The organism is Embleya sp. NBC_00896 (assembly GCF_045207785.1).
Taxonomy (GTDB): domain Bacteria; phylum Actinomycetota; class Actinomycetes; order Streptomycetales; family Streptomycetaceae; genus Embleya.
In genome coordinates, this window is sequence record NZ_CP108777.1 from 871,674 (window position 1) to 897,601 (window position 25,928).

Here is a 25,928-nt window from a genome sequence, read left to right on the forward strand (position 1 = left end):
CGCGCGCCGGCGCGGCCACAGTCCTCCCATGGCCGAACGACGCACCGCCCGGGCCCATGCCGCCTCCGCGCCCGAGCCGGTGGCCGCGCTGGAGCGGATCGCCTTCCTGCTCGAACGCGACCAGGCACCCACCTATCGGGTCAAGGCGTTCCGCGCCGCGGCCGTCGTGATCGCGGAGCTGGGCCCGGAGGAGCTGCGCCGGCGCATCGAGCACCACACGCTCCGCGACCTCAAGGGGATCGGGCCCAAGACCGCCGACGTGATCGAGCAGGCCCGGGCCGGCACGGTGCCCGCGTACCTCGCCGACCTCGAAGCGCGGTTCGGGCCGCTGACCCAGGGCGGCGAGACGTTGCTCGCCGCGCAGCGCGGGGACTGCCACATGCACTCGGACTGGTCCGACGGCGGCAGCCCCATCCGACTGATGGCCGAGACGGCCCACGACCTCGGCCACGCCTGGGTGGTGCTCACCGACCACTCGCCGCGCCTGACGGTGGCCCGGGGCCTGACCGCGGAGCGCCTGCACGCGCAACTGGACGTCGTGGCCGAACTGGCCGCCGAACTCGCCCCGTTCCGACTGCTGACCGGCATCGAGTGCGACATCCTCGACGACGGCTCGCTCGACCAGGACCCCGAACTGCTCGCGCGCCTGGACGTGGTGGTCGCCTCGGTCCACTCCAAGCTGCGCATGGACGCCCCCGCCATGACCCGCCGCCTGGTCACCGCCGTCCGCAACCCGCTCGTGGACATCCTCGGCCACTGCACCGGCCGGCTGATCCAGGGCAAGGAGCGCCCGGAATCCACCTTCGACGCCGAGGCCGTGTTCGCCGCCTGCGCCGAATCCGACACGGCCGTCGAAATCAACTGCCGCCCCGAACGCTCGGACCCCCCACTACGCCTCCTGCGCCAAGCACTGGCCGCCGGCACCCTCTTCGCCATCGACACCGACGCCCACGCCCCCGGCCAACTCGACTGGCAACAGTACGGCTGCACCCGAGCCGAACAATGCGAGGTCCCGCAGGACCGCATCATCACCACCTGGGAAGCCTCCGCCCTGCTGGCCCGGACCCACAACCACCCACAATCCGAGTAGGGCCGTGTGCCTATGAGACACCCGTCACCGGATCACGAGTATGGGCAGCTTCAACGGTTCTCCAGGGCATGACGGCTGCCGATGGCCGTCCGCAACGGTCCGGCAGCCTCGCCGAACGTGACGCCGAACCGCTCAGCCCGTGGGGGGCGGCGCCTGCGGTTCGGCGGCGATGATGGCCAGCAGGCCGGGGAATCGGTGCTCGATGTCGGCCCGGCGTAGGGCTGCGGTGCGGCTGTTGCCGCGATCGACGTGGTTGATCAGGCCGGCCTCGCGCAGGACGCGAAAGTGGTGGGTACGGGTCGCCTTCGTCACCGGCAGGCCGAACGAGACACACGAGCGATCCGTGCCGTCGGGCTCGGCGATCAACTCCCTGACCACCTTGCGACGCAACGGATCGGCGAGCGCGGAGAGCACCTTGCCCAGCTCCATCTCCGCCGCAGTCGGCCCGCCGTCGACCTCGGTCATCACACGCCCCTCCAGTAGGTACGACTTGCATCGTACCTGACCGCTCGCTACGGTCGCCAGGTACGACCATTGCCTTACCTTCGAGCCGAATCCGAGAAAGGGGCAGTCCCATGACCCAGCCATTCACCCTGGTCGGCTTCGCCCACCCCAAGCCCGAGCGCGCGGCCGAACTCGCCGACCTGCTGCTCTCGTTCGTCGAACCCACCCGCCGCGAGGCGGGCTGCCTCCAGTACCACTTCCACGCCGACCGCGACGACCCGAGCACGTTCGTCTTCTACGAGGCATGGCGCTCCCAGGCAGACCTGGACGCCCACCTGCAACTGCCACACATGAAGGCCTTCTGGGAAAGCCGAATGGACTACCTCGAATCCGACCTCGAAATCCACTTCCTCGACATGCGCAGCCCCTACCCCCAGAGCCCCCCGCCCCGGCAAGACCACTGACCCGACCGACACCCGTCCGGGGCGGCGCCGCACTGGCTTCCGGAGATGGATCAGTCGCAGCGTGAGGCGACCGCGAAGGTGCCGGAGATCTGCCGACACCCGTTCGGGTGCATCCCGTCCGGATTGGCGCCGGGGCCGCAGGCACATGCGTACGGTCGATTCGACGGCAGCGCATCTGCTCGGGTGATGGCCCGATGCGCGGTCGGCGGCAAATCATGGAGACATGACGCGACGCGAGCCAGGACGGAGGCCACCCGTGACCACGGCGACCGCACGCGTAGGCATGCCCGTCGAGGAGTTCGAGGGCATCGCCCGCGACACCGCCGAATCGGTAAAACTGGAACTCGTCGGCGGCAGGGTAGGGGTAAAGGCGATGCCCGACGGCGGCCACGACGAGATTGTCGTGTGGCTGCTCAAGGAGTTCGTACGGCGGCGGCCGGAACTCTCGCTGTATCCCGAACGCGGCCTGACCATCGAGCAGTACCGAAACGGTCGGGCGCGCCCCGATTGCACGCTCGCACCCGAGGGCAGCTTCGCCGGCCACGGCGAATGGGCCGACCCCGCGGCGGTGCTCATGGTCGTCGAAGTCACCTCCTTCGACCCGGATACCGACCGCCGCGATCGCGAGGACAAGCCCCGCGCGTATGCCGAGACCGGCATCCCGCTGTATCTCCTGATCGACCGTGACCGCGGCGAGACCGTCGTGTATTGCGACCCCGCCGATGGTGCCTACATCACCATTGTCACGCGCCCCTTCGGCAAGCCCGTCCATCTCCCGGCCCCTGTCGACCTCACGCTCGAGACAGACGCCCTGTTCGGCTGGGTTCGCTGAGACCGGCGGACCGCCGGCGAGCCCTGTTCGGGCCCGCCGGCGGGGGTCGTCAGGTGTCCATGGCCAGGCGGAGGTTGCGGGGGCGCGTGTCGGTCCAGGATTCGTCGATGTGGGCCAGGCACTCCGGGCGGGTGCCGGTGAAGCCGGCTTCGTGCCAACCCGCCGGGAGTCGGCGGTCGGCCGGCCATACGGAGTACTGCTCTTCGTCGTTGAGCACTACCCGGTAGCGCTCCTCGTCGGGGTTCATACCGCCTCCGGTTTCGGTTCGGACAGCTTGTGGTTCGGCATTGGGTTCGCGTGTACCCGCATACGGCGTTCTTCGATGCCGCAGGTGTTCCACCCGGCGGCCGACGCGCCGACGTTGGCCGGGGCGTTCGCGACGGCCGCGTTCAACGTGGGCGGCGCGCTGCCGCCGAATGCCTGCCGCGGCTCCCGAGTGACCCCCGGCACTGCGGGCTGACCAGCGGGCTTCCCGGGCCGGCTCTCGATCGACGCGCGTTCACCGCCCCGATCCGCTTCGGGGCCATCCGTCGTATGCCAACTCCCTTCTCGCGTCCGCCTCTTGGCGACGCCGCCCGGGAGTGCTTGAATACAGCTCAAGCCCAGTTAGGAAACTTTCCTAACGAAAGGCCGGCACCGAGCAACCCGAGATTGGCCGTCCGCGGCCGGAACGGAGACGCACGTGCACCGACCCACCGGACTCCCCCACAAGCGCCTCACCCTGCTCGTCGCGGCCGGTCTCCTGGTCGCCCTGCCCGCCCCCCTGGCCCAGGCCGCGCACAACGGGGCGGGGCAGTCGGGGCCGACCACGGCCGGCGCCCTCGCGGCGGCGGGCGTCGACCTGGACGACCCGCACAAGAAGGACATCGCGATGCAGATCGTGGCCAGCGCGGAGAATTCCTCGCTGGACTGGAAGGCGCAGTACAAGTACATCGAGGACATCGACGACGATCGCGGCTACACCGCCGGCATCATCGGATTCTGTTCCGGGACCGGCGACATGCTGGACCTCGTCGAGCTGTACACCGCCCGCAAGCCCGGCAACGTGTTGGCGAAGTACCTGCCCGCGCTGCGCAAGGTCAACGGCACGCCCTCGCACGCCGGTCTGGGCGCACCGTTCGAGCGGGACTGGGCCAAGGCCGCCGGCGACTCCGCGTTCCGCAAGGCGCAGGACGACGAACGCGATCGCGTGTACTTCAACCCGGCACTGTCCCGGGCCAAGGCGGACGGCCTCGACGCGCTGGGCCAGTTCATCTACTACGACGCCATCGTCATGCACGGCAACGGCGACGACCGGGACAGCTTCGGCTCGATCCGCAAGAACGCGCTGAAGAAGGCCAAGACGCCGGCCCAGGGCGGCAACCAGACCACGTACCTCAACGCGTTCCTGGACGCCCGCAAGGTCGCGATGAAGCACGAGGACGCGCACAGCGACACCAGCCGCGTCGACACCGCCCAGCGGGTCTTCCTGCGCAACGGCAACCTCGCCCTCGACCCGCCGCTGAAGTGGAAGGTCTACGGGGACAGCTACTCGATCAACAGCTAGCCCACGATCCGACGCCGGCCCCGAAGCGAACGATCCCCCGCTTCGAGGCCGGCGTCCGGTTCGGCCGGTCGGCGGGTCGACGGGACGACGGGACGACGGGACGACGGGACGACGGGTCGACAACGGGCGCCACCCGATGCCCCACCGGCGCGCGTCCTGGCCGGCACGAGCGATCAACTGGCGCGCGTGTTCGCCGAGTTGGTCCACGCCGCGGTCGACGGCATCGAGTTGCACCACGCGATCGCCGGTGACGCCTACCCGCCGGCCGAGGTACTCGCCCTGCTGGAATGCCTGACCACGGACGCGATCCCGGACTGAGAAGGGGGCGTGCTCGGAATGCGCGTCACGCGCCGAATCTGCGCGTGCGGGCCGCGTAGGAGCGCAGTGCCCGGAGGAAGTCGACCTCGCGGAAGTCGGGCCAGTTGACGTCGCAGAAGTACAGCTCCGAGTAAGCCGCCTGCCACAGCAGGAAGCCGGACGTGCGCATCTCGCCGCTGGTGCGGATCACCAGGTCGGGGTCGGGTTGCCCGCTGGTGTACAGGTGGGCCGCGATGTCGTCGGCGGTCAGCCGCACGGCGATGTCGGCCAGGGACGCGCCGGCGCGGGCCTCGTGGTCGAGGAGCGAGCGGATGGCGTCGACGATCTCGTCGCGCCCGTCGTAGCCGACCGCGACCGTCAGGTCGAAGCCGCGCCGCTCGCGCGTGGCGTCGGCGGCGAGCTTCAACGTCTCGCGGGTCGAGTCGGGCAGGCCGTCGAGGCGGCCCGCCAGGTGCAGTCGCCAGGGGTTCGTGGGGCGCGACAGCCGCTCGGCGACCACCTCCTCGATGACCCGGGTCAGGAACTCGACCTCGCCGGCCGGGCGCTTGCGCAGGTTGTCGGTGGACGCGAGGAAGATCGTGACGCGGGTGATGCCCGAGGCCACACACCAGCCGAGCACCTCGTCCACGTGCTCGGCGCCGTATCGGTGCCCGACGCTGGGGTTCTCGAAGCCCATCTCGCGGGCCCACCGGCGGTTGCCGTCCATCACCATGGCCACGTGGCGCGGGAGTACCGCCCCACCCAGGCGGGCGCGCAGCCGACGGGTGTAGAGGCCGTACACGGCGTGGCGCAGGGATCGGAGCATGGGGCGAGCCAATCAGTCCGACGTGGGGGTCCGCGGTGGAATCTGCGGAGATTCGGTGAAGATTGTCCGCCGCGTCGCTCCCCGATGCCGACTCGCCACGCCGCTCCCGACGCCTACCCGCCGCGTTCGCGTTACTCCCCGGGGATCAACCGGTGCGACATCGCCCCCGGGGGAGTAACGGGGATGTCGATCCTGTGGCCGAAGAACGGGCCTCGCGGCGCCGTGACGATGGACGTGATCCATCCACCGCCGAGAGGGGAGCCCCCTGATGAGGGCCGCAACGAACGAGACGCCGCCGGGCGTCGCACCGCCCGCGGCACCGCCCGAAGCACCGCCCGAAGCGGCGCCCGCGGGGCGTCGTCGCACCGGCCGCGCGCTGCCGTGGCTGATGCTGGCGCTGTGGATCGGGCTCCTGGCCGTGGCGGTACCGCTGTCCGGCAAGCTCGCCGACGTCCAGCGCGACGGGGTCGTCGACTACCTGCCCAACAACGCCGACTCCACCCAGGTCGCGCGAATCCAGGACCGGCTGCCCGGCGGCGAGTCCACCGACCTGGTGATCGTCTACCACCGCGACGGCGGTCTCTCCGCCGCCGACCGGACCACGGCGCAGGAGCAGATCGCCGAGATCGCCCGCTCGCACCGGCTCACCGGCCCGACCGCGCCGGAGGCCGTCCCGTCGCGGGACGGCACGTCGCTGATGTACCCGGTCACCAGCACCGAGCCCGGCCAGGACGAGGAGGCCAGGAACGCGTTCGTCGACTCCGTGCGCGAGGTCGCCGCGAGCAGCGACGGACTGCGGGTCGAGGTGGGCGGGCCCGGCGCGTACGACACCGACGCCTCGAAGGTCTACGACGCGTTGGGCGGGCCGCTGCTGTACACCACGGTCCTGGTGGTCGCGATCCTGCTGATCCTGATCTACCGCAGCCCGACCCTGTGGCTGTTGCCGCTGCTGGCCGCGGGCGCGGCGGACGTGCTGTCGATGGCCGTCACCTACGGCCTGAACCGGGCCTTCGGCCTGACCGTCAGCGGCCAGAGCTCCGGCGTGATGACGATCCTCGTCTTCGGCGTGGGTACGGACTACGCGCTGCTCCTGGTGGCCCGCTACCGGGAGGAACTCGCCCGGATCGAGCGCCCGTACGACGCGATGCTCATCGCCGTGCGCAAGTGCGCGCCCGCGATCGTGGCCTCGGCCGGCACCGTCGCGATCGGGATGTTGTGCCTGCTGGCCGCGGATCTCAACAGCAGCCGGGGAATGGGACCGGCCGCCGCGGTGGGCGTGCTGTGCGCGCTGTTCGCGATGCTGACCCTGCTGCCCGCCGTGCTCGTCCTGCTCGGCCGCCGGGTGTTCTGGCCGCTCGTGCCCGCGTACGGAAGCGAACCACGGCGCCGGCGCGGGATGTTCGCCGCCATCGGCGAATCGGTCGGCCGCCGGCCGGTGGCGGTCCTGGTCGGTGGCGTGGTGCTGCTCGGCGCCTTGTCGCTGGGCGTGTTCAACCTGCCCGGCGGCCTCAAGCAGGAGGACAGCTTCACCTCCAAGCCGGAGTCGATCGCCGCGATGGAGACCCTCAACAAGGCGTACCCCGACCTGAGCAGCCAGCCGATCACGGTGCTCTCGCCGACCGACCGGGCCGAGCAGGCCCAGGCCGCGGCCCGCACCACCCCCGGCGTGGTCGCGGTCGAGCCCGGCCGCACCGGGGACGGCTGGACCGAGTTCTCGGTCACCACCACCGCCGCACCGGAATCGGCCGCGGAGACCGCCACGATCAAGAGTCTGCGCGCCGCGCTCGACGGCTCCTACGTCGGCGGCCCCAGCGCGCAACAGCTCGACCTGCGGGACACCAACGCGCGGGACCGGTTGGTGGTCATCCCGATCGTCCTGGTCGCGGTCCTGCTGATCCTGATCGTGCTGCTGCGGAGTCTCATCGCGCCGCTGATCCTGGTCGCCGCGGTCGTCGCGGTGTGGGGCGCGGCGCTGGGCATCGGCGGTCTGATCTTCGGCTCGCTGTTCGGCTTCGAGGGCACCGATCCGGGATTGGGCCTGTTGTCCTTCGTCTTCCTGGTCGCGCTCGGTGTCGACTACGGCATCTTCCTGATGCACCGCATGCGCGAGGAGGCCCTGGCGGGGGCGGCACCCGAGGCGGCGACGCTGGGCGCGCTGCGCTCCACGGGCGGGGTGATCACCTCGGCGGGCATCGTGCTGGCCGCGACGTTCTCGGTGCTGATGAACATGCCGATGGTGCAACTGGCCGAACTGGGCTTCGTGATCGCCATCGGAGTGCTGCTCGACACGTTCGTCGTCCGCACCTATCTGGTCACCTCGGCGTCGCTGCTGCTGGGGCGCAAGGTGTGGTGGCCGGGCCGGCTGAGCCGACCCGTCGAGACACCGTCGACGTCCGCGTAGCGGATTCGCCGCCATCGCGATCCGGCGCCCCTTCGTTCCGAAGGGGCGCCCCTGTCGGAGGATGTGACCGTGGAACACACCCCGCGCGCGAGCCCCGGCGGGCGCGCCCTCGCCGCGCTGAACCGAGACCCCGCCCAGGCACCGCACGCCCTGCGCAACGACGTCGTGCTCACCGGCGCCCTGATGGTCCTCTCCACCCTGCTGGGACTGGCCGTTCGCGACGGCAGCCGACCCGACGCGCTCGGCTGGGCGCTCCTGCTCGGCGGCCAGGTGCCGCTGATCCGGCGACGAACCCGTCCCCTGGCCGCACTGTCGGTCATGATCGCCTTCATCGGCCCGTATCACGCCCTGGGATACACCCACTTCGCGCCGATCCCGGGCTCGATGATCATGCTGTACACGGTCGCGGCGACCGGGCGGGCCCGCCGTACGGTACTCACCGGCGTCGCCGTGATCGGTGGCACGGTGTGCGCGAACCTGGCCACGGGCGGGGACGACCCGCTGAACACCCTGCGGATCGCCGGCTGGATCGTCGCCGTGCTGATCGCGGGCGCGAACGTCCGCGTCTGGCGCCGGCTCGTGATCGCCACGGTGGAGCGCGCCGAACGCGCCGAACGCACCCGCGAGGAGGAGGCCGCGCGTCGGGTCGCCGAGGAGCGGCTGCGGATCGCCCGCGATCTGCACGACCTGCTCGCGCACTCCATCACGCTGATCGGCGTGCGCGCCTCGGTGGCCGCGCACCTGCTGACCGCCGACCCCGACCGGTTCGACCGGGCCGGTCTGGCCAAGACCCTCGACGACATCGCCGACACCTGCCGCGACGCCCGCGCCGAGGTGCGCACCACGTTGGAGGTCCTGCGGCACGGCGACGGCGGCGGCCCGCTGCCGGACCTGACCTCGCTGCCCGACCTGGTCGGCGCCGCGGGCGCGGACCTCACCCTCGACACCGGGTCCGAGGTGCCGATCCCGCCCGCGGTCGCGGCCGCCGCCTACCGCATCGTCCAGGAGGCACTGACGAATTCGGTCCGGCACGCGGGCCCCGACGCCCGGGCCGCGGTCACCGTCCGCACCCGCGACGGCGCGCTGCACGTCACCGTCACCGACGAGGGCCGACCCACCGCCAACACCTCCGGATCCGGCTTCGGCCTGATCGGCCTGCGCGAACGGGCCCGCAGCGTCGGCGGCACCCTGCTCGCGGGCCCGCGGCAACCCGGGGGCTTCGAGGTGGCCGCGGTCCTGCCGTTGCACGCGCGCACCACCCCGCTGGAGGGCCACGCCTGAATCCACATCGGGGCAGACTCACCCGACCGGCTCCTTGTGCCGCTCGACCCACATTGGCAAGCGTGGACCCAACGCGCGCGGTCCGCCGGGATCGTGGCCGACACCCGCGCGCGGATCGAAGCACTGCGAAGCGGATCGAACGAGCGACGACAGCAAGGGGAACGCCGTGAGCGACCGGATTGTCAAAGTGCGGATCCACCCGGCCATCGGCATCGCGCGCGTGGGCAACAGCACGCGGCCCGACGGCTGGTACTACGCCCCGGAGACACCGAACCCCCGAGTGCCGCCCCCGGGCTTCCACAAGGACGCGGACGGCGCGATCAAGCGCCAGGCGGCGCGATTCCGGCTCTACGGCCACGCCGCCGACGGGCGGGTGGTGCGCGAGATCACCACCGCCGACCCGAACACCGCCGTGGAGTGGGGCGTGCAGGTGGCGAACCGCAAGGCCGGGTGGTACGAGTTCCACCTGCCGCTGGACATCCCCGATTCCCGCGACCCGGCGGCCAAGCCGTCGGTGCGGCGCAACCCGACGGTCACCGACCGCCGCACGCTCGTGATCGACCCGGGTCGCAAGACCATCGCCGCCACGACCCGCACCCCGGTGCCGTTCACCGGCGGCCGGTTCCTCGGCCGGGTCGATGTCGCGTTGGGCGAGATGCGTACCGACGAGCGGGGCCGCCTGGTGGTCCTCGGCGGACACGGCACCTCGGGCTCCCCCGACCACGCGCCGCTGTCCTCGGTCACCAACAACTCCGGTTGGTACGACGACATCTCCGACGGGCCGGTCACCGCGAAGGTCACCATCGACGGCGTCGCGATCCCGGTGGATCCCGCGTGGGTGGTGGTCGCGCCGCCCAACTTCGCCCCCGACGTGCGCACCGTGCGCACGCTCTACGACCTGCTCTTCGACGTGTTCGTCACGGCCGGCTCGCTGCCGTTTCCCGCCCGGGTCTCCTTCGGCGCGCACATCGAACCGATCCTGCGTCGCTTCTGTGAACTCCAGTGGGTCAACGCCGGATTCGCGGCGCGGTTCGGCTGGGGCGGAGCCGACCACTTCCTGGCGCCCGAGACGCTGGCCCGGCTGTCCAGTCCGGCGGCCCGGAACCTGGAGCTGCGCCGGCAGGTGTACACCTCGCTGCGCGACTACGGGCGCGACGGCAAGTCGCCGATGCCGTGGCCGTGGCTGTACGGCGACGGCATGGCGAGCGTGCCGCGGACGGTGCGGCAGAACATGACGCTGTCTCCCACCCAGGACAGGATGCTGCTCGCGTGGTCGAAGGGCGACTTCGACCCCACCCCGTTCGCCGGCTACCCGCACGAGCTCGACGACGCCGAACTCGGCGCGCGCCCCGCGCTGTTGGATCGGGCCGCGTTGGACTTCTGCGTGGCCGACGCGTTCCACCCGGGGATCGAGGTGACCTGGCCGATCCGGCACGCGTCGATGTTCGCCGAGCCGTTCCGCGTCAAGCACCGCGCCGCCGGCGCGCCCGACCCCGACTACGGCGACACGCTCACCCCGGACGCGGCACTGGCGGCGACCGGTCCGCTGCACGCGCAGGGGCCGGGCGACCTGAGCCGGTGGATGGCGGTCCCCTGGCAGACCGACACCGCGGGCTGTCGGGCCGGCTACGAGTCGCAGGCGGGGCTCGGGCCGCGCTACGACCCGTACGTGCCGACGTTCTGGCCCGCGCGGGTGCCCAACCACGTGCTCAAGCAGAGCGACTACGACACGGTCAACCGCCCGGACGCGGCGGACCGCGACGCCGCGTTCGCCAACCGCGCCGTGTGGCTGCGCGGGCTCACCGGGACCACCCCCCAGGAGCAGCGCCGACAGATGGTCGAGGGCTGGTACAAACTCGGCATCGTCGAGGTGCGCCCCTACACCGTGGGCGACGGCCGGTTCCCGGACCTGCTCCAGGTGGAGTCGCCGCCCGCGGCGCCGTTGGACCAAGGCACCGACACCAACAACCTGGTGAACGTGCACGTGGCGGAGCCGACCGACGCGGACACCGCGCACGTGGCCCGGATGACCGGTCACACCACGTCCGACGTCACCGTGGGGTACGTCGACAACATCGACCCCTACCTGGACACGCCGTGACCGAGGGGCCGGGTCCCCGTCGGCGGCGCTACGACGTCGTGGTCGCCGGCGGCGGGCCGGCCGGCGCGGCGGCGGCGATCACGCTGGCCCGGGCGGGCCGTTCGGTGCTGCTCGCCGATGCCGGCAGCGGCCCGCTCGCGGTCGGCGAGGCGCTGCCGGCCGCCGCCGGGACGCTCCTCGCCGACCTGGGCGTCGCCGACCGGGTGCCCGGCCCCGGGCATCTGCCCTGCCATGTCACCCGATCGGCGTGGGGCTCGCCGCTCCTGGCGTCGGTGACGAGCATCGAGGACCCGCACGGCCCCGGACTGCACCTGGATCGGCCGCTGTTCGACGGCCGACTGCGCGCGTGCGCCCGCGCGGCCGGTGCGGAGGTCGTCGAGGGGACCCCGGTGGGCGCGCCGCTGCGCCGGTCGGATGGCGCGTGGTCGGTGCCGCTGGGCCGGGCCGGTCGGCGCGGCGTCGTGGTGTGCGAGTGGATCGTGGACGCCACCGGGCGGCGCGCGGCGATCGCCGGCGGGCCCGGCGGTGCCCGCCGACGCACCCACGACGCGCTCGTGGCCGTGCACGTGACCCTGCCGGCGGGCGACGCGGACACCGCGCCCGGCACGCTGGTGGAATCGACCGCGGCCGGCTGGTGGTACACGGCGCCGCTGCCCGCCGGCCGGCGCCTGATCGCGCACTTCACCGACGCCGACCTGCCGGGCGCCCGCGCCGGCGATCCCGGATCCTTTCGCGACCTCCTCGCGGGCACCGCGCACGTCGCCGCCCGCGCCGCGGCGCACCCGTTCCCCGCGGCCCTGCTCCCGCGCCGCGCCGCCGCGCACGGCGCCCACCTGGACTCGGTGTGCGGGCCGGGCTGGATCGCCGTCGGCGACGCGGCCGCCGCGTTCGATCCGGTGTCCTCGCAGGGCATCCTGACCGCGCTGTACACCGGCCTGACCGCCGGCGACACCGCGCACGCCTGCCTGCGCGGCCGATCGACCGCCCTCGACGACTACCGGGCCCGCGTCGCGGAGGTGGTCGGCGTCTACCGGCGCAACCACCGCGACGCGTACGCGCTGGAGCGGCGCTGGTCCGACCGGCCCTTTTGGCGGCGCCGGCAACTCCCGCGCGCCGGCTACGCGTTCGACACGCTCGCGGTCGGGAGCTGAGCCGTCTCGGGAGCCGGCGCGGGCGGCCGGACCTCGATCATCCGGCGCTCGGGGCCGCGCCGGCGCAGCACGAGGTAGCCGACGAAGCAGGCCGGGCCGAAGAAGATCTGTGCCGGGATCACGGTCGGCAGGTCCCCGGTGATCGCCTCGACGATCAGCGGCGTAAGCGGCGGCAACAGCCCGCCGAACACGGCGACCAGACCGAGCGCGGTGAGGAATCCCGGTCGCCCGTACGACTTGTAGGCGACGGTGGTGTAGAGCGCGTACACCAGCAGGTCGCCCATGCCCACCACCGCGCCGAGGTCGCCGGTGCGGATGCCGACCGAGGGCGCGAAGGCGTAGCCCTGGAGCGCGTCGAACAGCTTCTGGGTCAGCGGGATCACGGTGGCGAAGAAGATGTCGTACACGGCGAGCGCGAGCGCGAAGCGGGACACGTGCCGCAGCCGGAGTCCGCCCTGGGCGTTGAGGTTGGCCGCGCCGACCGCCATCAGCATGATCAGCACGCTGTTGACGATCCAGTAGGGCGTCGCGTCCGTGGGCGAGTCCTCGGCGGAGCGGGCGGTGACCCAGTCGGCGGCGATCAGCCCGAGCAGGAGCAGCCAGCGCAGCCAGCCGGGCCGGACCACCGAGCCGTACGTGACGGCGAGGCCGCCGATCAGGGTGAGCCCGAGCACGCCCGGCAGCAGCCAGCCGGGCAGTCCCAGGTACAGGAACGGCAGGACCACGACGAAGGCCATCATGACGACCATGTCGTTGCCGTTGAAGGCGCCGACGGCCGGTCGGGGCAGGACGATGTTGCGGAAGAAGACGACGCCGGCGACCGCCACGCCCACCGAGATGCCCAGCGTCACCAGGACGAAGAAGACGTGCTGGCCGGCGCTCACGCGGCGGTCCCGGAGAAGCTGTTCTCGACCAGGTCGCAGCGGTAGCGCCGGAGTTCGCGTCCGTCGACGTCCACGACGTCGACGCGGGCGTCGATGCCCGCGGCGGCGAAGCGGGCGACCAGATCGGCACGGTCCCAGCCGGAGGCCTGTGCGCGCGGCAGTTCGATCCGCAACCCTCCGTCGACGACGCCGGCCCGGTAGCGCACCGGCCACTCGATGCCGGGCAGGACGTCGAGGATCTCGATGACATCGCGCGGCGTCACCACCCGCTCGCGGGTGCGCAGCACGTGGTCGGCCTTGCCGAGCACGTGCGAGGTGGCGGGCACGCTCGCCATGTCGCAGGTCAGCGGTTCACCGGACAGCTGTCTCACCAGGTCCCGGGTGTCGTAGCGGAAGACGGGCATGCATTCGCGGTACGGATAGAAGGGAGTCGCCACGATCGTGCCCAGTTCGCCGGGGGCCGCGGGCTCGCCGGTGTCCAGGTCGCACACCTCGATCAGGCCGATGTTGGCGTCGATGTGCAGGTGGCGTTGGTCGCAGATCCCGCCGGACACGGGGGTCAGTTCGGTCATGCCGTAGCCGTCGCGGATCCGGGCGCCGAAGGTCTCCGCCGCGGCGGCCGCGAGGGCGGGCGAGAGGCATTCGCTGCCGACGTTGATGGTCCGCAGCCGGAAGTCGGCCGGGCCGAGGCCGCGGGCGCGGGCCAGCGTGATCAACTGGCCCAGATAGCTGGGGTAGGTGACCATGAGCGTCGGTGCGCTCGCGCCGGTGCCGACGGTGAGGTCGAGCGTCTCGGCGGGCGGTACGAGTCCCACCATGCGGATCGCCGCGCCACCCATCCGGGCCACCTGCATCTCGGCGTACGCCGTGCCGGTCGCGCGCGAACTCACGTTGAACTGCATCAGGTCGGTGGTGCGGATGTTGCCGCGCAGCACCTGGGACAGGGTCACCAGGGCGGGCCACAGCTGTTCCTCGTACCGCGAGTACCAGACCTCCGCCGGCCGGCCGGTGGTCCCGGTGGTGCGAGAGGCGAGGAACGGCTCACTGCACAGGAAGTCGGCGGCGCGCTTGACCAGGTCCGTCTTGGTGGTGACCGGAATCGCGCCGACCGTGTCGATGGCGAGCTTGCCGAGGTCCGCACCACATGCCTCGAAGTGTTCCGCGTAGAAGACCGACTTCTCCGCGAGCCGCTTGGCGGTGCGTCGCAGCGCCTTGTTGGTCAGGTCCTCGCGCATCTGCGGGTCGGCGGCGGCGCCGCGCAGCAGCTGCTCGACGTCCTCGCCCGGAGACCCGAATTCGGCGAGTGTCGCCAGTGCGTCGCCGACCAGCTTCTCGGCGGAGCGCACGTCGATCGGCCGGCCGAGCACCGTCGCCAGCGCCAACCGAAGCTGCCGGATACCCGCGTCGAACATGAATCCTCCCCCGATCTCGCTGAAGTGCCGGGGCGGGCGGCCGCACGCCGCCCACCCCGGCGCCGCTACTAGCTGGGGCAGTTGGAGAACAGCACGGCGGCCATGGAACCCATGATGTACTTCGTGTGCTTGAGGGTGGAAACGATCGCGGACATTCGAAAACCTCCTACGTCGAAAGTTCACCGGGCAGGCAAACGCCAGTAATACTTAAGCGCAGACTTTGACCTGTCAAGGGGTCTTTCTCGATGCTGCGCGAGCCGTCGGATAAACCTCCAAAATATCGGCGCGAATCGCGCGTATTGCGGTCGACACCGCCTCAGCACCCCGCCCGACTGGTTGTTCCTGCCCTGATCAGACGCATTTCGCGAGGGTTCGCCCGAGTGTCGGAGGGGCAATCCCGGCTCGTCTCGAACCGGTCGTATTCCACCGATGGGAAGTTTTTTCGAGAAAGCGACCGCCCGCGCATTATCGAACCTGTCAACTTTCCGCGCGGTCGCCGTGGCATGGATGTGACATGGAATCTTTTCCGGCCCGGCCCGGCCCGCCCATCGTTTTCGGCCGGCCCCCGGTGATACCCGACAGGGAATTCACTGCTGAGAAAATGCGTCCGCATGTCGAGATTCCGGAAGTCGGGTTCCGGCCCGCGAATCTTGATCCACCGCTTCGTCGGCGGCGAACGGGAACGGACCGCAGGCGGGATCCCCCACCTCTGCCGTCCATCATTCGGGTCGCCCGTCTCACCGACCGGGATCGAACGCCGACCCCTCGTCGAGCGACTTCCGGCCACGGGGCGCCCATCGACCGATCGCGGACCCGCGCGCGGACCCGATCGCGCCCGGCCGGTGGCCCGGTCTCGCCGCCGTCGCCCCCCGCACGGGGCACCGGCCCGTGTCCCAAGCTTTACCAACTCGGAACATTATTTGAACCCAAACAATATATCTTCCGAGATGTCCCGGAGAGACCGCTCCCGGGCCGGGCCGGGCCGGAAGAGGTCACATGGACAGACACGCAGTCGCGGCGGCCGTGGGCATGGGCCTGGCGGTCAACCGGCCCGGCGGGGCCGACTGGGAACTGGCCTTCGACGCGCTCACCTCGGCCGTGCCCAGGGCCTGCGCGGTACAGGTCAACGGGTGGGATCCGGTGACCGGCGGCTTCGTGGTGCCGGCCGAGCGCGGCTACTCGCGCGCGGTCTCCGCCGACCTGGTCGCGATGCCCCGAACCATGTGGGGGCGGCAGTTGCTCGCGTCGCCACGACCGTTGCTGATCGACGACCGGGGACTGGGCTTCCGCACCTCACCGCACTTCCGGGACTGGCTCAACCCCGCCGGCTTCGAGGACGGCCTGGGCACCTGCCTGCGCAGCGACGAGGGCCGCGCGGTCGGCTTCATCCAGATGAGCGCCACCCGACGCGCCGCCTTCGGCGAACCCGCCCGCGCGTTCGTCGCCGAGGTGGCCAGGATCCTGGCCCCGCACGTGGACCCGTACCGGTATCCCCAGCTCGACGCCTCCTTCGACGCCGACTGGACCGGCAACAGATTGACCGCCGACGGCCGCAGCGTGCCACTCTCCGGGCGGGCCGACAGCCCGCTGAGCCGGGACGAGACGATCGCGGCGCTGGCCCACGCGTTCGCGGCGCTTCGCAAGCGCACGCTGGCCTTCCTGTGGTCCGACGGCCGCGACTGGCACCAGGTCGTCCTGGTGTGCACCGACCACTGCAACCGGGCCGGCGTCCTGCTGATGACCCGCCCCTACGCCAACGACAGCGGCCTCACCCTCCGCGAGGTGGACGTCCTCACCGGCATCGCCGGCGGCCTGGCCAACCCCGTCATCGCCGCGCAGCTGATGATCGGACGACGCACCGTCGAGACGTACGTCGAACGACTGCTCGCGAAACTGGGCTGCGCCTCGCGCAGCGAGCTCGCCGCCCTCGCGGCCCGCAACGGCCTGCTGCGCCCGGCACCGGAACCGGGACGCCTGGGCGACGTCGCGGTGCTCACCCGGGACCCGCTGTCCCGACCCCTGATCCGCGCCTGAAGCGTCCGTAGTCTCACGGACCCGCGCGCCGGGTCCCGACGCCCAAGCTGTCTCCACATCGCCGGACTCCCCGAGCGGACAGGAGACCGTATGACCACCGGGTACGTCTACCACGAGATCTTCGGCTGGCACGACACCGGCACCCACGCAGGCTTGTTCCCCTCGCATCCGCAGGCCGGAATCCAGCCGCTGGCGCACGTCGAGAACGCCGACACCAAGCGCCGTCTGCACGAACTCCTCGTGGTCTCCGGCCTGATGGACCACCTGGTCCGGGTCCGGCCGCGACCGGCCACCGAGGAGGAGATCCTCCGCGTCCACGACCGCGCCCACCTGGACCGCGTCAAGGCGCAGAGTCTGCTCCCCAAGGGCGGCGACGCCGGGGACGGGCTGAGCCCCTTCGGCCAGGGCGGATACGAGATCGCCGCGCTCGCCGCGGGCGGCGCCGTCGAGGCCGTCGACGCGGTGCTGGCCGGACGCGTGGACAACGCCTACGCGCTGGTCCGTCCCCCGGGCCACCACGCCGAGCCCGGGCGCGGGATGGGCTTCTGCGTCTTCGGCAACGTGGCCATCGCGGTCCACCACGCCCTGGCGGTACACGGCCTCGAACGCGTGGCCGTCCTGGACTGGGACGTGCACCACGGCAACGGCACCCAGAAGGCGTTCTACGCCGACCCCCGAGTGCTGACCATCTCGCTGCACCAGGACGACGTGTTCCCGCCGCACAGCGGCCGGCGCCACGAACGCGGCACGGGCGAGGGCCTGGGCACCGCGCTCAACGTGCCGCTGCCGGCCGGGTCCGGGGACGGCGCGTACCTGTACGCGATGGACACCGTCGTCACCCCCGCGCTCCGCGCCTTCCGGCCCCAACTGATCGTGGTGGCCTCGGGCTTCGACGCGAGCGCGATGGACCCGATGGCCCATCAGATGGTCACCTCCGAGGGCTACCGGGCACTGACCACACGACTCCTGGACACCGCCGCGGAGCTGTGCGGCGGACGCGTGGCGATGTCGCACGAGGGCGGCTACAACCCGACATACGTGCCGTTCTGCGGACTGGCCGTGATGGAGACGCTCGCGGGCGTACGCACCCTCGACGACCCGTTCCTGCCGATCGTGAGCGGCTTCGCCGGCCAGGACCTCCAGCCGCACCAGCGCGACGCCATCGACGCGGCCATCGCCGTACCCGCACGGGACCGCACATGACCACCGCGATCCCGCGCGTCCGCCCGCGCCCGCGCCCGCGCCTGGCGGCCACCGCGCTGCTGCTCGGCTGCTGCCTCGCGCTGATCACCGGCTGCACCGAGGACGCGGGCCCGCGACCGGCCGGCCCGCCCGACGGCGACCTCGGCCGGGTCCGGCTCGGCTTCAGCGTCGGCATGGACGACACGCCCCTGAACGCGCTGCCGGCCGACCCGGCGAAGAAGCGCGCCGGCCAACTCGGCGTCACGCTGGTCGAGGGCCAGGCGCGCTCCAAGTGCGAGAACCAGATCCGCGACCTGGAGAACTACCTCGCCACCGGGGTCGACGCGATCACCTTCCTCGGCCTGTGCGGCGACGGCAAGGCGTACGACCGGGTCGTGCGCGAGGGCCGCGCCAAGGGCGTGGCGATGGTCTCGTACGCCTTCCAACACCCCGACGCCGACGGCGCGATCACCTTCGACGACCGCACCGCCGGCCAACTGGAGGCCGACGACGCCGTCGCCTGGCTCCGGAACAAGTTCCACGGCGACTTCAAGGACTTCTCCTGGGGCCTGCTGCCCTGCAGCTTCGCCCCGCCGGCCATCCAGCAGCGCACCGAGATCCCCAAGGACCGCATCGTCGCGCTCACCGGCAAGAAGCCACTGGAGAAGGACTGCGCCCAGGACCCGCAATCGGCCCAGGAGACGGTCGAGACCTGGCTGCGCACCGATCCGGGACTCGACATGGTCCTCGCCCAGGTCGACGCCGGCGCGCTCGGCGCGTATCGCGCGTACAAGCAGAACCCCTCGACCCGCCCCGGTCAGGTGTACGTCGGCGGGATCAACGGCGAGCGCGAGGTGGTCGAACTCATCGCCCGCGGCGGCGACAGCATCTTCCAGTTCACCGCCGCACGGACGACGCACCAGCCCTCGAAGTCAGGGATCTGGTCAAGGACTTCGGCGCCGTCCGCGCGCTCGACCGAGTCGGCTTCGGCGTCCGCCGGGGCGAGGTGGTCGGGCTGCTCGGCGACAACGGCGCGGGCAAGAGCACGCTGGTGAAGTGCCTGTCCGGTTCGCTGCGACCGACCGCCGGCGAGATCCTCGTCGACGGCCGACCGGCCGACCTCGGCACACCGGAGAAGGCCCGCGCCCTCGGCATCGAGACCGTGCACCAGGACCTGGCCGTGGTCGAGTCGATGGACGTCACCGCGAACCTCTTCCTCGGGCGGGAACTGGTCCGGGGCCGGGGACTGTTGCGGCGGCTGGGGTGGCTGGACCACAAGGCGATGGAGGAACGGACCGGCGCGACCCTCGACCGGCTGCGGATCCGGATCCCGTCGTTCCGCGAGGAGGTCGGCGCGCTGTCCGGCGGGCAGCGCCAGGCCGTGGCCGTCGGCCGGGCCGTCGCGTGGGGCAGCCACATCGTGCTGCTCGACGAGCCGGCCGCCGCGCTCGGCGTGGAGCAGGCGTCGCACGTGCTCGACCTGTGTCGCCGGCTCGCCGACCAGGACGTGGCCGTGGTGCTGATCAGCCACAGCATGCAGCACGTCCTGGAGGTGTGCTCGCGCGTGGTCGTGCTGCGGCACGGCACGGTCGCCGCCGACCGATCGATCGACGGACTCACCGGTCAGGACCTCGTCGGCCTCATCACCGGAGCCGACGTCACATTGCGAGGCGTGGGATGAGAACGACGACCAAGGCGACCACGATCGCCCGCACCGCCGCCGTCCTGCTCGGCGCCCAGGCGCTCACCGCGTGCGGCCTGCTCTACATCCCCGGCGACCGGGCCAGGGAGGCCCGGGACGTGTCCTCCGTCGACGAGCTCCGCCGACAGCTGGTCGTCTTCATCGACGAGTGCGGAAATTCCGGCGCAGCCGGAACGATCCGCAACCACTCGACCAGCCCGGCCCACATCACGATAACCATCCACTTCACCACCGCCTCCGGCCCCACCGACACCACAACACAAGCACTCCTCCCCCCAGACACCACCACCACCTGGCACGCCCCCGCCCCCAACCCCACCACCCCGATCCGCCTCTGCGGAACCACCCTGTCCACCATCACCCTCACCTGACCCACTGCCGGCCCAAGGCCGAGGGCGTCCTCAAACACCGGACGGGCTACCTTTCAGCCCATCCGGCGCTTGAGGCCACTTCTCAGCCCGTCCGGCGCTTGAGGCCAAGCAACCCGGCCGGCGTTTGAGGTCACCTTTTAGCCCGGCCGGCGCTTGAGGCCAACCCAGCCCGGCCGACGCGCGAGGCCACCTGTCAGCCCGGCCGGCGCTTGAGGCCAAGCAGCCCGACCGACGCCTGAGGTCACCTTTTAGCCCGGCCGGCGCTTGAGGCCACCCTTCAGCCCGGCCGGCGCTTGAGGCCACCCAAGCTGCCGGGCGAAGCCACCGGCACCACAATGAAAGAGACGGGGCTTCACCCCACACGCCTCGGGGCGGACAGCGAGGAACCATGGACGCACCCCCCGCCCACGGCAACACCGCACAGGCGTACGAAGACCCCGCCGTCGCAATCCTCGACGACGCCGGCGCGGTCGTCTACGGCAACCCCGCCACCGCGCACCTGCTCGGCCGCACCCCGGACGACGTCCGCGCCCTGCCCCTGGGCGACCTCCTGGCCACCCCCGCCGATTGGCGCGACCGCATCGGCGACGCGCTCACCCGCGGCCACGCGATGCTTCCCCACCCGTCCGGCGTACCGCTGCCCGTCGCGTTCACTGCCGCACCGCTCCCGACCCCGGTCGCCGCCGGACACTGGCTGGTCACCATCACGCCGGACGCGGACCGCCCCGCCGCGAGCCGGGGCCACCGGGACCTCACCCACGACGCCGCGATCCTGCTCGGCGCCTCCCTCGACGTCGGCGAGACCGCCGGCGTCCTGGCCCGGATCCTGGTGGCGGACTGCGCCGACCTGGTGACCGTGGACCTGGCCGAGGAGGTCGTCGAAGGCAACGATCCGCCCTCGTACCGCGACGCCGCCAACGTGCGCCTGCGCCGGGTCGCGGCGATCACCCGCGACGGCACCTGGCCGCCCGACCTGCTGCCGGCCGGGCGCACCCTCCCGCCGCTGCCGGACCCGACGCCGATGCAGCCCCTGATGGCCGGCGAACCGTCGATCGCCGACGACATGGACGCCCTGCGCCAGGCCCTGAGCCTGGACGCCAACCTCAGCCGGCTGACCATCCCGGAGGGCACGCACTCCTCCGTCGCCGTCCCGCTGTACGCGCGCGGCCTGATCCTGGGCTGCGCCACGCTGTGGCGTACCGACACCCCCGCACCGTTCGACGCCGCGGACGCCGCCGTGCTCGCGGAGGTCTGCTCGCGCGCCGCGTTGAGCGTGGACAACGCCCGCCGGTACACGCGCGAACGCCGCTCCACCCTCGCCCTCCAGCGCAGCCTCCTGCCGCGCCCCGTGGTGCACACCGCCGGTGCCGAGACGGCGGGCCGCTACCTCCCGGCCGGCGGCGGCGCGGACGTGGGCGGGGACTGGTTCGACGTGATTCCGCTGTCCTCGCTCCGGGTCGCCTTCGTCGTCGGCGACGTGGTCGGGCACGGCCTTGGTGCCACCGCCACCATGGGCAGGCTGCGTACCGCGGTCCTGACGCTGGCCGACCTCAACCTGGACCCGGGCGAGCTGCTGACTCATCTGGACGACCTGGTGATCAGCCTGTCGGCCGAAGCCGACGAGGCCGACCCCGATGGCGGGCAACCGGTCCTCGGCGCCACCTGCCTGTACGCGGTGTACGACCCGGTCGACGGTCGGTGCGCCCTTGCCGGGGCGGGTCATCCGCCGCCGGCCGTGGTGTCGCCGAACGGGGACGACGTCCGGTTCGTGGACCTCTCCCCCGGCCCGCCGCTGGGCGTGGGCGGCATGCCGTTCGAGACGGCCGAGCTGACTCTGGAACCCGGCAGCCTGCTGGCCTTCTATACCGACGGGCTGGTCGAACAGCGCGGTCGCGACGTGGACGTGGGCATGGACCGGCTGTGCGAACAGCTGCGGGACTGCGGCACCGGGCGCCCCCTGGGCGACATCGCCGATCGGATTCTGGCCGACCTCCTGCCCACCGGCAGCCGGGACGACGTGGCGCTTCTGATCGCCCGCACCCAGAGCATCCCGGCCGACGACGTCGCGACGTGGAAACTGGCCGCCGACCCCGCCGAGGTCGGCCGGGCGCGCGAGCTGGCCTGCGCGCAACTCGCGGCCTGGGGGCTCGACGACCTCGCGTTCACGACCGAGCTGGTGGTCAGCGAACTCGTCACCAACGCCATCCGCTACGCGGGCGGCCCGGTGGGGCTGCGGCTGATCCGCCGGCACGTCCTCGTCTGCGAGGTGTCGGACCCGAGCAACACCCAGCCGCGCCTGCGCCGGGCCCAGAACACCGACGAGGGTGGCCGCGGCCTCTTCCTCGTCGCCCAATTGACCACCCGATGGGGCAGTCGGTACACCGCCACGGGCAAGACCATCTGGACCGAACAGGCGCTCGACCCGGATCAGCCGGGCTCCGACGCGGCGAGCGGCCCGTGACGGGTCGACCGTCCCGGCATCGCGGACGGATGTCGAGAATCCGACCCCGGCTCCGACCATCTCGTGACAGCACCCGGTCCACGAGACCGGGCCCGACCGCACGAGAGGGCACTCACTGATGGACTTCGACCGCCACTGCGCCGAGATCGTGCACCAGACCGAACTGCTCACGACCGACCTCGCGACCGCGGACCTGCGCGCGCCCGTGCCGTCCTGCCCCGGCTGGAGCCTGGGGAACCTGGTGCGACACATCGGTGGCGGGCATCGCTGGGCGGAGCAGATCGTCCGGACCCGCGCGACCGATTTCCTGCCGGACGACCAGGTCCGCAAGCTCGACGGCGACGACTCCGCCAAGCTGCCCGTCGACTGGCTCCTCGAGGGCGCGACGCGGTTCGCGGAAACCCTGCGCGCCGCCGGGCCGGACGCCGAGGTCTGGGCCCCGTTCGACTATGCGACCACCTCGTTCTGGGCACGCCGGTTCACCCACGAGAGCCTCGTCCACCGTGCCGACGCGACCCTGGCGGCCGGCACGGGATTCGTGGTGTCGCCGGACCTCGCGCTCGACGCGATCGACGAGTGGATGGAACTCGACGCGCTCCCGCAGCACTTCGACTACAAGCCGCAAAAGCGGGAGCTGCTCGGCCCGGGCCGCACTCTCGGGTTCGAGGCGACGGACACCGAGGCCGCCTGGTTCGTCGACCTCACGGGGGACGTCATCGTCTGGCGCCGGGGGACGGACCCCGCGCCGGCGGCCGCGGCGGTGCGGGGATCGCTGACGGACCTGCTGCTGGTGATCTACCGGCGCAAGGCCGTGCCCGGCGAGGGCATCGAAATCCTCGGCGACACGGAGTTGTTGGACTCCTGGCTGGGCCACGTCGCCTTCGCCTGATCCGTGCTCCGCACCGGCGACCTCGTCGCGGGAGCCGACGCCGAGCATGGCGAGGGTGTTCGCGACGTGCGACCAACGGCCATCGCCATCGCCTTCGCCACCAACGGCACCGCCGACGTACTGCACCCGATCCGGCCCGGCCGAGTGCCGAAACGCCTCGTCCCTGGGAACCGGGGCGGCGCGCCCGAAAACCGGAACGCGGCGGTCACCCGGACGATTATAGAGAGTAATCGTATAGTAGCTCTATGGAGTCGTTTGATATCTCCGGAGCGCATGACGATGCCGAGGCGCCCCTGCGCGCACTGCACGACCTTGCCGAGCGCGCGATAGACCCGCAGTGGTCGAGGCGGGACCCGCACACGGATCTGCTGCCTCGGCTGCGGGTGGCGTGCGATCTGCCCGGTTCGCCATGGCGGTTGATCGGTACGGACATCCTCGCGGGCCGGATCTACGCGATCGACGTCGTACACACCCACCCCCGCAGCGCTCGGCTGCTCGCCGACGCCATCGCCCTGCTCGCCGCCGTCGCCGGCCCGGCGTTCTTCGTCCGGCACACCGACGCCGCGACCATCGACTGCGTCACCGGCACCCTGGAACGCGACAGCCCCGAGCCCGCCCACGGTTACACCCTCCGGCTGCGCCTGACCGACCCCACGTCCTTCCCCCGACACCGCATCGCGGCCGTCCGGCTGGCCGCCCCGGTACCGGCTCACTGACCCGCCCCGGCCGAACGTCCCCTCCCGCGGGAGGCGTTGCGGTCGGTGGCGGGGCCGCCGCGATCCTGCGCATGCGGCGACCGCCCCGGCACCGAAAGCCCCCGGTCGGGCCCGGCCTCCCGGGGCCGACCGGCCGTGGTTTCCTCTCCCTTGGTACACAACCGACTCGTCGCGTGGCAGCATCGACCCTCATGGACGAGCAGCAGCGGCAGCCCGACGCCGGATCCGAGGCCGAGCCCCAGTGGCTCGACAACGCCGACTTCGAGCGACTCGTGGCGGAGGTCCTGTCGGACATGGGACCCCTCCTGCCCCGGATCACGGACGAGCGCGTGTACGAGAACGCCGGTCGCGGCGACGCCGGCACCGCGTGACCGGCCCGGCGCGGCCCCAGGCGTAGGCGCACCGCGCCGAGCACCCGCCCACGCTTCGACGCCGCCCTCACCCGACGCGTACCCGGCTCGATCAGGCCGAGGCCGAGGGGGTTGCGACCGGCGCGACCGGCGCGATCGCCCGGTCGTCGGGAGCCCGGCGGTGGACCACCACGGCGGCCGCCAGGGTCGCCGCGGCGAGCGTGGCCCACAGCGCTCCCGGCCCCCACGCGAACAGCGCCATCAGCACCGCGGGGGACGCCGCCATGCCGACGCCGCTGGTGAGTTGGAAGCGGGCCAGCGCGCGGCCGAGCAGGTGCTCGGGGGTGGTGGCGATGATCAGGGCGGTGGCGCTGCCGGTGTACATGATCTCGCCGACCGTGTACAGCACGGACACCGCCGTGACGGCCGCCGCCGCGCCCGCGCCGCCGATGCTCCCGGCCGCCCAGAAGCCCAGGTACGAGACGCCGAGCACGAGGCCGGAGCCGGCCATCGCCGAGCGGCGCGGGTAGCGGGACATCCACACGACGATGGCGAGCTGGGTGGTGACGACGATGACGGTGTTGCCGACGAAGATGCCCGCGGACCAGGCCGGGGACGCGTGCAGCTGGGTGACCAGGACGGCGGGCAGCGCCACTTCGAGGACGTTGAAGCAGAACGCGTAGGGCAGGTTGGCGACATCCAGCGCGGTGACTCGCCCGCGACCGACCGGCGCGGAGTCCGCATCCGCGACCGGTCCCGGTCCGGGGAGCGGGCGCGGGCGCGGGGCGGTGACGTGCATCGACCACACCAGCGCGGCGGCGATGGTGTAGCCCGCCGCGGTCACCGCGGCCAGCGCCCGCAACGCCCCCGTACCGCCGGTCATGCTCACGGCCGCGATCAGCGCACCCGCGCCCAGGCCCGCGTTGCGCAGCGAACGGCCCGCGGCCAGCGCGGCGTCCCGGCGCCGGTCGTCGGCGAGCGTACCGACGAGCGCGGCGTGCGCCGGGGGCCAGCACTGGTCGCCGATCCCCAGGAACAGCGCGGCGACGACGAACCCGCCTACGGCGAAGCCACCGAGGGCGGCCGAGGTGAGCAGCGCCGCGACGCCCACGACGCGGATCGCCATGGCGGCGGCGACCGCCGCTGTGCGAGCGCCGCGATCGATCCACCGCCCGAGGAACGGCACCGCGGCGAGGCCGAGCAGCATGCCCAGCGACATCGCCGTACCGGTCGCGGTCACGCCCAGGTCCAGCACCTTGATCCCGTAGAGCAGCAGGAAGGGCCGCAGCATCCCCGAGCCCAAGGCGTCCACGCCCAGCGCCACGGCGTAACGGGGCCCGCCCGATACCCGGATGAGCTCGCCGAGCCGGGGCCGCGCGGGCCGCTCGGCGGACCGCCCGGCGGCGACATCCGGGCCGGAAGCGCCGGAAGCGGTGGGGACGGCGGGGGCGGTCGAGGCCGTCGGCGCCGGTGGGGTGGTGGTCATGGCGCCAC

The 25,928-nt window shown here is 72.2% G+C and carries 25 protein-coding genes; 19 read left to right on the forward strand and 6 right to left on the reverse strand.

Annotated elements, in window-relative coordinates; genetic code table 11:
* The first annotated feature begins 28 nt into the window (after positions 1-28).
* The gene (locus OG928_RS37125) at positions 29-1,090 is read left to right on the forward strand and encodes a PHP domain-containing protein (protein ID WP_331766396.1); all 1,062 of its coding nucleotides are present in this window, start codon (positions 29-31) and stop codon (positions 1,088-1,090) included.
* A gap of 132 nt (positions 1,091-1,222) precedes the next feature.
* On the opposite strand, the gene OG928_RS37130 is transcribed toward OG928_RS37125, so the two are convergent.
* A complete protein-coding gene (locus OG928_RS37130; RefSeq protein ID WP_331766397.1) occupies positions 1,223-1,555 on the reverse strand; it encodes a helix-turn-helix domain-containing protein in 333 nt (110 codons plus the stop codon).
* Positions 1,556-1,665: 110 nt separating this feature from the next.
* Between OG928_RS37130 and OG928_RS37135 the strand changes: the two genes are divergently transcribed.
* Together OG928_RS37135 and OG928_RS37140 are read left to right on the forward strand one after the other, a co-directional pair.
* The gene (locus OG928_RS37135) at positions 1,666-1,998 is read left to right on the forward strand and encodes a putative quinol monooxygenase (RefSeq protein ID WP_331766398.1); all 333 of its coding nucleotides are present in this window, start codon (positions 1,666-1,668) and stop codon (positions 1,996-1,998) included.
* A gap of 256 nt (positions 1,999-2,254) precedes the next feature.
* Entirely contained in the window at positions 2,255-2,830 is a 576-nt protein-coding gene (locus tag OG928_RS37140) for a Uma2 family endonuclease (protein ID WP_331766399.1), read from the forward strand.
* Between the two features lie 49 nt (positions 2,831-2,879).
* Here OG928_RS37140 and OG928_RS37145 read toward each other — a convergent pair whose 3' ends face one another.
* On the reverse strand, positions 2,880-3,077 hold the full coding sequence (locus OG928_RS37145) for an MbtH family protein (RefSeq protein WP_331766400.1): 198 nt from the start codon (positions 3,075-3,077) through the stop codon (positions 2,880-2,882).
* A 75-nt stretch (positions 3,078-3,152) separates the two neighbouring features.
* Here OG928_RS37145 and OG928_RS37150 point away from each other — a divergent pair, with 75 nt between their 5' ends.
* The 3 genes from OG928_RS37150 (at position 3,153) to OG928_RS37160 (ending at position 4,694) form a co-directional block, all read left to right on the forward strand.
* Complete coding sequence (locus tag OG928_RS37150) at positions 3,153-3,290, forward strand: hypothetical protein (protein WP_331766401.1); 138 nt, start codon at positions 3,153-3,155, stop codon at positions 3,288-3,290.
* Between the two features lie 222 nt (positions 3,291-3,512).
* Positions 3,513-4,376 carry a chitosanase gene (locus OG928_RS37155; RefSeq protein ID WP_331766402.1) on the forward strand — a complete coding sequence of 288 codons (864 nt, stop codon included), beginning with the start codon at positions 3,513-3,515 and terminating at the stop codon, positions 4,374-4,376.
* Positions 4,377-4,562: 186 nt separating this feature from the next.
* Positions 4,563-4,694 (forward strand): hypothetical protein, encoded by a 132-nt coding sequence (locus OG928_RS37160; RefSeq protein ID WP_331766403.1) that lies wholly within the window; start codon positions 4,563-4,565, stop codon positions 4,692-4,694.
* Positions 4,695-4,719: 25 nt separating this feature from the next.
* On the opposite strand, the gene uppS is transcribed toward OG928_RS37160, so the two are convergent.
* Positions 4,720-5,499: a polyprenyl diphosphate synthase gene (gene uppS, locus OG928_RS37165; protein ID WP_331766404.1), complete on the reverse strand. Its 780-nt coding sequence runs from the start codon at positions 5,497-5,499 to the stop codon at positions 4,720-4,722.
* Positions 5,500-5,887: 388 nt separating this feature from the next.
* Here uppS and OG928_RS37170 point away from each other — a divergent pair, with 388 nt between their 5' ends.
* The 4 genes from OG928_RS37170 (at position 5,888) to OG928_RS37185 (ending at position 12,433) form a co-directional block, all read left to right on the forward strand.
* Positions 5,888-7,900: an MMPL family transporter gene (locus OG928_RS37170; protein ID WP_331768247.1), complete on the forward strand. Its 2,013-nt coding sequence runs from the start codon at positions 5,888-5,890 to the stop codon at positions 7,898-7,900.
* 69 nt (positions 7,901-7,969) lie between these two features.
* Positions 7,970-9,181, forward strand: a complete 1,212-nt coding sequence (locus tag OG928_RS37175) for a histidine kinase (protein WP_331766405.1) — start codon at positions 7,970-7,972, stop codon at positions 9,179-9,181.
* A 166-nt stretch (positions 9,182-9,347) separates the two neighbouring features.
* Positions 9,348-11,282: a LodA/GoxA family CTQ-dependent oxidase gene (locus OG928_RS37180; RefSeq protein WP_331766406.1), complete on the forward strand. Its 1,935-nt coding sequence runs from the start codon at positions 9,348-9,350 to the stop codon at positions 11,280-11,282.
* Positions 11,279-12,433, forward strand: coding sequence for a tryptophan 7-halogenase (locus OG928_RS37185; protein WP_331766407.1), 1,155 nt, complete (start codon positions 11,279-11,281; stop codon positions 12,431-12,433). Before OG928_RS37180 ends, OG928_RS37185 begins: the two co-directional genes overlap by 4 nt.
* On the opposite strand, the gene OG928_RS37190 is transcribed toward OG928_RS37185, so the two are convergent.
* Positions 12,400-13,317 carry a hypothetical protein gene (locus OG928_RS37190; protein ID WP_331766408.1) on the reverse strand — a complete coding sequence of 306 codons (918 nt, stop codon included), beginning with the start codon at positions 13,315-13,317 and terminating at the stop codon, positions 12,400-12,402. The two genes, OG928_RS37185 and OG928_RS37190, sit on opposite strands and share 34 nt — an antisense overlap.
* Complete coding sequence (locus OG928_RS37195; RefSeq protein ID WP_331766409.1) at positions 13,314-14,729, reverse strand: AMP-binding protein; 1,416 nt, start codon at positions 14,727-14,729, stop codon at positions 13,314-13,316. Before OG928_RS37195 ends, OG928_RS37190 begins: the two co-directional genes overlap by 4 nt.
* 996 nt (positions 14,730-15,725) lie before the next feature.
* Here OG928_RS37195 and OG928_RS37200 point away from each other — a divergent pair.
* From OG928_RS37200 to OG928_RS37240, 9 genes are all read left to right on the forward strand, one after another.
* Positions 15,726-16,763, forward strand: a complete 1,038-nt coding sequence (locus tag OG928_RS37200; RefSeq protein ID WP_331766410.1) for a LuxR C-terminal-related transcriptional regulator — start codon at positions 15,726-15,728, stop codon at positions 16,761-16,763.
* A 90-nt stretch (positions 16,764-16,853) separates the two neighbouring features.
* Positions 16,854-17,966, forward strand: a complete 1,113-nt coding sequence (locus tag OG928_RS37205) for a class II histone deacetylase (RefSeq protein WP_331766411.1) — start codon at positions 16,854-16,856, stop codon at positions 17,964-17,966.
* Positions 17,963-19,000 (forward strand): substrate-binding domain-containing protein, encoded by a 1,038-nt coding sequence (locus OG928_RS37210; RefSeq protein ID WP_331766412.1) that lies wholly within the window; start codon positions 17,963-17,965, stop codon positions 18,998-19,000. Before OG928_RS37205 ends, OG928_RS37210 begins: the two co-directional genes overlap by 4 nt.
* Positions 18,952-19,626, forward strand: coding sequence for an ATP-binding cassette domain-containing protein (locus OG928_RS37215; protein ID WP_331766413.1), 675 nt, complete (start codon positions 18,952-18,954; stop codon positions 19,624-19,626). Before OG928_RS37210 ends, OG928_RS37215 begins: the two co-directional genes overlap by 49 nt.
* The gene (locus OG928_RS37220; protein ID WP_331766414.1) at positions 19,623-20,018 is read left to right on the forward strand and encodes a hypothetical protein; all 396 of its coding nucleotides are present in this window, start codon (positions 19,623-19,625) and stop codon (positions 20,016-20,018) included. Before OG928_RS37215 ends, OG928_RS37220 begins: the two co-directional genes overlap by 4 nt.
* Before the next feature lie 388 nt (positions 20,019-20,406).
* The gene (locus OG928_RS37225) at positions 20,407-22,479 is read left to right on the forward strand and encodes a SpoIIE family protein phosphatase (RefSeq protein ID WP_331766415.1); all 2,073 of its coding nucleotides are present in this window, start codon (positions 20,407-20,409) and stop codon (positions 22,477-22,479) included.
* A 118-nt stretch (positions 22,480-22,597) separates the two neighbouring features.
* Positions 22,598-23,368 (forward strand): maleylpyruvate isomerase family mycothiol-dependent enzyme, encoded by a 771-nt coding sequence (locus OG928_RS37230; RefSeq protein ID WP_331766416.1) that lies wholly within the window; start codon positions 22,598-22,600, stop codon positions 23,366-23,368.
* 245 nt (positions 23,369-23,613) lie between these two features.
* Positions 23,614-24,084, forward strand: a complete 471-nt coding sequence (locus OG928_RS37235) for a hypothetical protein (RefSeq protein WP_331766417.1) — start codon at positions 23,614-23,616, stop codon at positions 24,082-24,084.
* A gap of 173 nt (positions 24,085-24,257) precedes the next feature.
* Positions 24,258-24,455 carry a hypothetical protein gene (locus tag OG928_RS37240; protein WP_331766418.1) on the forward strand — a complete coding sequence of 66 codons (198 nt, stop codon included), beginning with the start codon at positions 24,258-24,260 and terminating at the stop codon, positions 24,453-24,455.
* Between the two features lie 91 nt (positions 24,456-24,546).
* On the opposite strand, the gene OG928_RS37245 is transcribed toward OG928_RS37240, so the two are convergent.
* Positions 24,547-25,920, reverse strand: a complete 1,374-nt coding sequence (locus OG928_RS37245) for an MFS transporter (protein WP_331766419.1) — start codon at positions 25,918-25,920, stop codon at positions 24,547-24,549.
* Positions 25,921-25,928: the final 8 nt, after the last annotated feature.

Bases quoted from the DNA above. Each gene is read 5' to 3' on its own strand.
- OG928_RS37145 (WP_331766400.1), bottom strand. From the start codon at position 3,077: ATGAACCCCGACGAGGAGCGCTACCGGGTAGTGCTCAACGACGAAGAG.
- OG928_RS37170 (WP_331768247.1), top strand. From the start codon at position 5,888: ATGCTGGCGCTGTGGATCGGGCTCCTGGCCGTGGCGGTACCGCTGTCC.
- OG928_RS37245 (WP_331766419.1), bottom strand. From the start codon at position 25,920: ATGACCACCACCCCACCGGCGCCGACGGCCTCGACCGCCCCCGCCGTC.
- OG928_RS37230 (WP_331766416.1), top strand. From the start codon at position 22,598: ATGGACTTCGACCGCCACTGCGCCGAGATCGTGCACCAGACCGAACTG.
- OG928_RS37125 (WP_331766396.1), top strand. From the start codon at position 29: ATGGCCGAACGACGCACCGCCCGGGCCCATGCCGCCTCCGCGCCCGAG.
- OG928_RS37150 (WP_331766401.1), top strand. From the start codon at position 3,153: ATGCCGCAGGTGTTCCACCCGGCGGCCGACGCGCCGACGTTGGCCGGG.
- OG928_RS37210 (WP_331766412.1), top strand. From the start codon at position 17,963: ATGACCACCGCGATCCCGCGCGTCCGCCCGCGCCCGCGCCCGCGCCTG.
- OG928_RS37235 (WP_331766417.1), top strand. From the start codon at position 23,614: ATGGAGTCGTTTGATATCTCCGGAGCGCATGACGATGCCGAGGCGCCC.
- OG928_RS37200 (WP_331766410.1), top strand. From the start codon at position 15,726: ATGGACAGACACGCAGTCGCGGCGGCCGTGGGCATGGGCCTGGCGGTC.
- OG928_RS37195 (WP_331766409.1), bottom strand. From the start codon at position 14,729: ATGTTCGACGCGGGTATCCGGCAGCTTCGGTTGGCGCTGGCGACGGTG.
- OG928_RS37135 (WP_331766398.1), top strand. From the start codon at position 1,666: ATGACCCAGCCATTCACCCTGGTCGGCTTCGCCCACCCCAAGCCCGAG.
- uppS (WP_331766404.1), bottom strand. From the start codon at position 5,499: ATGCTCCGATCCCTGCGCCACGCCGTGTACGGCCTCTACACCCGTCGG.
- OG928_RS37220 (WP_331766414.1), top strand. From the start codon at position 19,623: ATGAGAACGACGACCAAGGCGACCACGATCGCCCGCACCGCCGCCGTC.
- OG928_RS37130 (WP_331766397.1), bottom strand. From the start codon at position 1,555: ATGACCGAGGTCGACGGCGGGCCGACTGCGGCGGAGATGGAGCTGGGC.
- OG928_RS37225 (WP_331766415.1), top strand. From the start codon at position 20,407: ATGGACGCACCCCCCGCCCACGGCAACACCGCACAGGCGTACGAAGAC.
- OG928_RS37205 (WP_331766411.1), top strand. From the start codon at position 16,854: ATGACCACCGGGTACGTCTACCACGAGATCTTCGGCTGGCACGACACC.